This window comes from Bradyrhizobium sp. ORS 375, from assembly GCF_000239775.1.
Taxonomy (GTDB): Bacteria; Pseudomonadota; Alphaproteobacteria; order Rhizobiales; family Xanthobacteraceae; genus Bradyrhizobium.
Genome location: NZ_CAFI01000418.1, coordinates 1 through 7,040 on the forward strand (window position 1 = coordinate 1; position 7,040 = coordinate 7,040).

The window sequence follows — 7,040 nt, forward strand, 5'->3', positions numbered from 1 at the left end:
CGGCGGTGTCCGACCCGCGGCCGCCGCCTTGCGGAAGGCCGCGCGGATGGAGCGTCGCGGCGAAGGCGGCGGCGCGAAGCGCGCGGCGAGGTGCTGCGCGCGCTCCAGCAAGGGCGCACCGCTTTTCGGATCGACCATGACGGCGAAATGGCCGAAGCCGAGCAGCGATCTGATCACGTCCTTGCCGGGCCCAAAATGTTTGCCCACCGGCCCGTTGCGCTCGACCTGCTGCAGCACCGCGCGGTAGCGGCGCATGAGGTCGCGCGGCACGGCCACGGCCTCGTTGACGGTCAGGCCGGTGACCTCCTGGCGCGTCGACCGGCGCATCACGCGCGTCTTGTCCGGATGGACCTTGAAGCCTTCGGCCTCGACAATGCCACTGACGGCCTTGAGCAAGGTGCCGATCTTCTTCACCGCCTCGCCCGAGCCGGAGAAGGTCAGGTCGTCGGCATAGCGGCTGTAGACGAAGCCGAGCATGCGCGCGAGGCCGACGAGCCGCCGGTCGAGCTTGCGGCAGACCAGATTGGTGATCGCCGGACTCGTCGGCGCGCCCTGCGGCAGCAGCCGCGGGCCATCGGCGATGAAGTGACGCTCGCCATCGAGCGTGACCTCATCGACAACAGGCTCGGTGCACAACAGCGCGAGCGGGATCGCGACTGCCTCGGCATAACCCAGCGCCTCGAACAGGCCTTTGACGCGGACATAGGTCAGCGTCGGAAAGAAATCCTTGAGGTCGAGATTGATTACCACGTCGCGGCCGACATGGTTGCGCGCGTTGGTTAGGATGGAGCGCTCTGGCACAAAGCCGTGGGCGGCGTCATTGAGCGGCACCCGCGCGAGGACGTTGTCCAGCACCCAATATTGCGCGCGCTTGAGGCGCGGCATCGGCGCCGAGATCAGCCGCTCGCCGCCGCTCTTTTTGGGGATCGTGAAGCGCTGATAGTGATTGACCGACGCCACCTTCCTGTTGAAGGCGAGGAAGCGCAGCTCGGCGAGTGGAATGCCCATCGCATCGGCCAGCGCCCTGGCGTCGGCGAGCGGGGGCAGGCCGTCGCGTAACGGGGTCGACGTGGTGCGGACGTGCAGCCCAGGCGAGACGTCCTCGCCGAGATAGAGCACATCCCGCTTGCGCCGCTCGTACCATGCAAACGCCCGTGTCTGCCGTGCCTCGGCATGGCGACGCTTGGTCTCCTGCCGCCGCGCCATCGCCTCGGCCTTGCGGCGCTTGTGCATTTCCTTCAAGGCGCGCACGGGATCGCCCAGCGCTGCGTTCTGACGCTGCAATTCGGCGAGTTCGCGGATGGCCTCGGCACGGCTGCGGATCGCCTCCGCAGCCGGTGCGGGCGCGCGCTCGCCGTCGGGCCAGAATCCAAGCCGGATCATCTCCTCGAGGATGACCTCGTCCCTCGAGGATTGCCGGATGCGGTCGTAGAGCTCCTGGCGCGTGAGCTTGCCCGGGGAAACGGTGTCGGTCACGCGGCCAGCCCTCCGGTGAGGAGCGCCGCTGCACACTCATTGAGGGAGATCGGAAGGAGCGCAGGCCGGTTTGCCTTCGTCTTCTCCAAGAACTGGATCGATCCACTCGAAGCCGGGGCGCCCACCCATCCGCAATTGGGTTCAAAGAACCCATTCTGCGATTGCGGATGGGTGGGCAGCCCCGGCCCAGTGAAGATCGGGCCAGTGATGCATGCGCGGTCATGAAGCAAGGACGGCGATACGCCGCCCGGATTGCAAGGTCCTGACCGGCCTGCGTCCTTCCGAAGCCAGTGATACGCGAATTGTCGGTTCCGGTTCAAGCCGGGTGTGCTGATAGCGGCTGTCATGTCGGTCATGCGATGGCCTGTCCGCCGGCTTGTCCGTCCTGGGCCACGCCATCGACCTGCGCATGGACGATGCGGCGCAAAGCCAGCATGTGCTCGCATGGACCTCGCGCCATCTTGTTGTGGACGTAGAAGTGACAGCTGCAGCGCGCCTCGACGAGACGGTCGTCGCCGTCGATCACGAGGCTGACCTGCTCGTTGCGGGCGTTGTCGAGTACACTGCCGGTGACGGCACGAGCGCCCTGGTTGCGATCGATGCGGCCGATCGTCACGAGGTTCGCATCGATCAGGCGGTCGGCCTTCTCCTCCTGCGGGCTGGCAAAGCGAAGCTGCTCGGGTGATAACGGCTCGCGCGTCAACTCGCGCAGGCGGTAGAGCGATTTGTCGAGATCGAACATCACGCGCCCGGCCTGGGTGTAGGCGGTGAGCGCGGCATGCACGAGCGGCTCGCCGGTGCCGGTCTGCCGCGCCAACTCGGCAGGGGTCGCCGCATGCGCGCTGCCGAGCGCCGCAAAGATCCGCTGCGCCGTGTCGTGATCGACCTTGTGGCGCGGCGCGAGCAGGTCGAACTGTCCGGCCGAGGACCAGTCGTTCGCGGTCCAGCCGGAGAGGCCGAGCGTGAAGCGCAGGCCGCCGAAATCGACGACGAAGAACGAGGGCAGGCCGCTGCCGGTCAGGTGCACGCGCACCGACCGCGCCAGCGCCAGCGTGCGCCCGAGGATGGCGAGCCGGCGCCGGCCCCAGATGCGGATCTCGGCGGCGCTCGGGCCGCGATAGATCGAGCGGCGGAAGCGGAGCCGCTCGTTCCACGGCTCGATCACCACCTCCACCGGCGCATCCGGCGTCAACACAAAACGCAGCGAGCGCGGACCGGCCTTCTCCTTCTTCTGCGCGAGCCGGGTGAGAATGTTGGCCATGTCGACGGGATGCAGGTCGAACACATGCGCCGGCAGGGTCATGGCGCTCGACACCTGCAGGAAGCCGCGCACCCAGCTGTCGGGCAGGTCGATCTTCTCCTCGCGAAAATCGGCATCGCCGCCGGTCTGCACCTCGAAGCCGGAAGGATCGATCGTCAGCGTCGTGTCGCGATAGGAGCGGATCTTCTGGAATTCGTCGTAGAGCGCGTGGCTGTAGTCGATGTTGGTGGTGCCGAGCGCCATCTCGCCGAGGCTCTCGAACACGTCATGATCGCACGACAGCCGGCCGTAGCTGGACTCGTCGAGGCTGAAGCACTCGAAGAAAATCTCGTCCGGATGCACCGTGATGACCGGATCGAGCACGATCCAGGCGTCGCGGTCCTGCTTGTAGAGGTAGTCGAAATAGGCCCGCTGCGCCTTCCAGTATGGCTGCATCAGCAGATTGCGCTGCTGGTCCAATCCGCGAATGCGGGCCTGCAGCTCGGCGATGCGCGGCTTCAGCGCTTCGGACTGCGCGGTCGCCTCGGCGAGGAAATTGGCCTCGTTCTGCTTCAACCATTCGAAATAGGCGGTGCGGTCGCGCGGCTTGAAGCGCAGGTCGGAGACGACGACGTGATGCAGCGCCGAGATCGCCTCGCGAAATGCGAGATGGCGGGCGACCTTGCCGGTGAAGAACGTCGGCGCGCGCAGCGTGTCGGGCGCGAAGGTGAACGACGATGCGGCCGCGTCGGACGAGGCGCTGGTGCTGCCGAGAAAGCGATAGGCGAAATTCATGCGGCGCTTCCGCTGAGGTGCGAGCCGTCCTGCGTGCTGCGGCCGGCGCGGGCCACGGTCACGGGCAGTGTGAGATCCGGCCACGCGTGGGCGATGTCGCGCAGGATCATCAGCGCCGGCGCCTTGTCGCGACGCGTGACGCTGAGTGTGAAGTCGTGCAGCAGCTGCGCGATGTCGGCGGCGCGCTCCTGGTGCGCCAGCGCCTCGTTTCGCAGGGCGGTGAAGATCCGCTCCTTCGCCACGCGCCCGCGGTTGATCTGCATCAGGATGATGCGCGCCTGCGTCATGAACTTGGCGAACATGGCCGCATCGGCCAGCGCCTCGCCGGTAAGCAGCTCGGTGACGAAGAGATGGAAGCTGCCCGATGGGTGCTCCAGCAGGCGCCCGAGCACGTCGGCGATGTCGCCGTCCGAAAGACTGCGCCGCAGCAGCGCGCGGGCGCCGTCCTGTACGGCGGGCACGTTCGAGTCCGCCATGACCGCGAGGGCCGAGGCCGGCAGCGCCTCGCTCGGCCAGGCCGTCAGCCTGTTCACCGCGGCGGTTCGGACATCCTCCCACTCGCTCTCGACCAGCAGCACGGCATTTTCGGGGTCGGCGCGGAAGCGGGCCTCGTCGGCAGCGAAGGCCTGCAGCACGAAGCGGCGCACAGTCGCCAGCGCATGATTGCCAAGGCGGGCGAGCTGCCGCACGGAGAACTGCGCGGGATCGCGGCTCTGCAGCAGCCTCGCGCCGAGCATGCGCGCGCCCATCGCGCGGGCCTGCAACAGGCGCCACAGTGTGCCGTCGTCGATGTCAGCAGCTGCCGGAGGCAAGGACGCCGTGAACAGCGCGACCATGTCGGCGGCATGGCCTTCGACCGGCTCGGTGCGAAACAGGATGGCCATCAGCAGGTCGCGCACACGGACGGCGAACGCAGCGTCGGCTGCCGCGAGGCGCGCGAGCAGCGGCCGAGCTGCTGCGCGCAGGCCGGCATGGCTGCCGGTCGCCGCCAGCACAACGCCATCGCGATGCTCGGCGAGTGCGGCGTCGTCGAGCCGTCCCAGCAGGCTCATCGAGGCGACGCGGATCTCAGGCGCGTCGGCCAGCAAAATGGCCTGCAGGAACGTCGCCGGCAGATCGGCCGGCTTCGTCGGCGTGACGGCGATGAGCTGGATGCTCGCCGCCTGGACCTCGGGGCTGGCGTGGCCGGTGAGGCTTTCGATCAGCTCCGGCTGCAACGGGCAGTCGCGATCGGGCCAGAGCTGAGGCAGCAGCGCGACGGCGGCTGAAAGGCCGGCGCGCTGGAGGTCATCGAGTTCGGCCGGCAGTTGTGCGAGCCAGGCCGCGAACGCCTCTGTCGCCTGCGAACGCTGCTCCCGTGTCGGCGGTCGGTCGCGCAGCCAGGCGCGGGCGCGGCTTTGCACGGGCTCGTAGGGGCTGGTCAGCACGGCGCGAGCAAGCTGGGCGTCGGCCCACGGCCAGTCGGCGCGATCGTCGATGGCGCGGACGGCGAGGTCGCGCATGTCCTGGGCTGGCGCCCCGAGCAGCGCGGTGATCAGCGCGGCATCGGCCTTGCCGGCCGCGATCAGACGCTGCGCGATTGCGGCTGCGAGCGTGGTGACCTCCGGATAGGGCGAGGCCAGCAGGCCGCCGATGGCGGCGATGTCCATCGCCTCCGCCCGTGGCGGGCCCTGCAGCAACGCCAGGGCGGCAAAGCGCGCCGCCGCGTGATTGCGCGCCAGCGCGGCGATGCGGAGCAGCCGCTCGGGCTGGGCATCCCAAAGCGCCGGGAATGCCTCCTCGCGCTGGCCGGCTATGCGCGTTCCGACATGGCGATGCGTCAGCGCATTGGCATTGAAGCGGCTGGTCGCGGCCTCGGCATGCAGCAGGTGGCTCACGCTCCAGACGCGGCTCAGCGCCTCGGTGGCGTTGACGACAGGTTGATAGCGGCCATCGATGCGGACGTAGGTGCTCCATTCCGCCGGCTTGCTGCCGTCGGCATCGGTGAAGGCGAGCAGCAGCTCGCTCGCCATCGCGGTGAAGGCGTCCTGTCCGAGCTCGGCGCGCTTGCGCAGCATGCGCCAGGCGCGCCGCTTGAAGTAGAGCAGGGTCTGGTCGGACAATGCGAGGCGCGGCACGGCCCTGTTCTGCTCCTCACTGAGCTTCAAGGGCTGGCGCGAGCCGGGCAGCCAGACCTGATCTCTGTAGACATGTCCGCGGCGATACATCGGCGTCGCAAGCTCGAACTGTCGCGCCGTCGCTGCGAACAGCGGCCCGTCGTCGGTGAGATCGGCATATTTGAACAGCCGCCTGAGCACCTGCACGAAAGGAGGACGCGGCGTCATCGCACGCACCGCGGCGAGCAGTGTCATGCGCGCGCCGTCGTCGGCGAGCGCATGATGGGCAAGGGCGATCAGGTACTGATTGGCGAAATTCGGCTGTGCTGAACTCGCCGTCAGCAGGGCCTGCACCAGCTCCGCGGCACGGCCGCTCTCCAGAGCCGCCTCGATGTCGCGGTTTGCCGCAGCATCGCTCGGTCGCGGCAGCGACAGGCGCGGCGGCGATCGCTGCGCGCCCATCAGCCCGCTCGCCAGCGCGTAGGCCGCGTAATCGCGCGTCACGGGGCTGACATTGGTGTCCGCGCAGCTGCGCAGCAGGTCAGCGGCGAGTCCGCCTCCGCAACGCGCCAGCGCATACACCAGGCTGTAGCTTGCATTCGCCGCGCCGGTCTTTTGCGCGAAGGCGGCGATTTGCGGATAGGCGGCCGCCAGCCGGACCACGCCAAGGCGCCAGAACAGGCGGTCACGCTCCTTGTCGCTCCACCCGCCGCGCACGCAGAGCGAGAGCTTCTTGAGCAGCTCCGCGGCGCGTCCGTCGGTCGCCGCCCCGGCATTGAGCTCCGTCAACGGGGACGTCTCACCGTCGACGCGGCGATAGCCGCCGTTGATCTTGGATACCACGACGCTATCGAACAGTCTGTCGGCGGTGGCGCGGATGACCGGAGAAGGAGTCTTCGTGCCCTCCCGAAGCGAGCCGCCGCGGCGGCCGTAACGGAAATTGACCAGATAGCGTGCGTCGCCGTCGGCTCGCTCCAGATCGACGAGATCGACTTCGTAGACCTTGTCGGACGTGCCCTCCTTCATCCAGAGGCGCACCGAACGAATGACTTGCATAGACTGCCCCTGGGAGGTCCGGCGCGCTACATGACAAGCCGGGCACACCGCGTCAACGTCGGATTGGTAGGCGGACAAATATGGCGATTCGACGCAAGTCACCGGTCGGCGGCATCCCGCATTCGAGTCTGCGAGTTTGGCGCGCGAGGCGGCCAGGCCGAAGACGATCTTCTTGAACAAGATGTTGATGTCGCTGACATTCATCCGCCGCGCGGAGCGCACCATCGCTCGTCCCCTGCAAGACGCGGATCGTTTTTGCGTCGCGCCGCGATCCCGCGGCGCCATGGCGTCCGAGTTGTGCCTGTCGATCCGCCCTCCGAGCTGAGAGGGCGCGGGGAATGCCGGGCGCTGGCCGCACCCATGGCCCGCCTGCAAGA

Annotated in this window: 3 protein-coding genes; all 3 read right to left on the reverse strand. The window is 68.2% G+C overall.

Annotated elements, in window-relative coordinates; all coding sequences use genetic code 11:
* A partial coding sequence (locus BRAO375_RS27510; protein ID WP_035642587.1) for a reverse transcriptase family protein occupies positions 1 to 1,476 on the reverse strand: 1,476 nt, incomplete at its 3' end.
* Positions 1,477 to 1,828: 352 nt separating this feature from the next.
* Complete coding sequence (locus BRAO375_RS27515; protein ID WP_009030705.1) at positions 1,829 to 3,511, reverse strand: SWIM zinc finger family protein; 1,683 nt, start codon at positions 3,509 to 3,511, stop codon at positions 1,829 to 1,831.
* Positions 3,508 to 6,663, reverse strand: a complete 3,156-nt coding sequence (locus BRAO375_RS27520) for a hypothetical protein (protein WP_035642590.1) — start codon at positions 6,661 to 6,663, stop codon at positions 3,508 to 3,510. The genes BRAO375_RS27515 and BRAO375_RS27520 overlap by 4 nt, the downstream gene beginning before the upstream one ends.
* Positions 6,664 to 7,040: the final 377 nt, after the last annotated feature.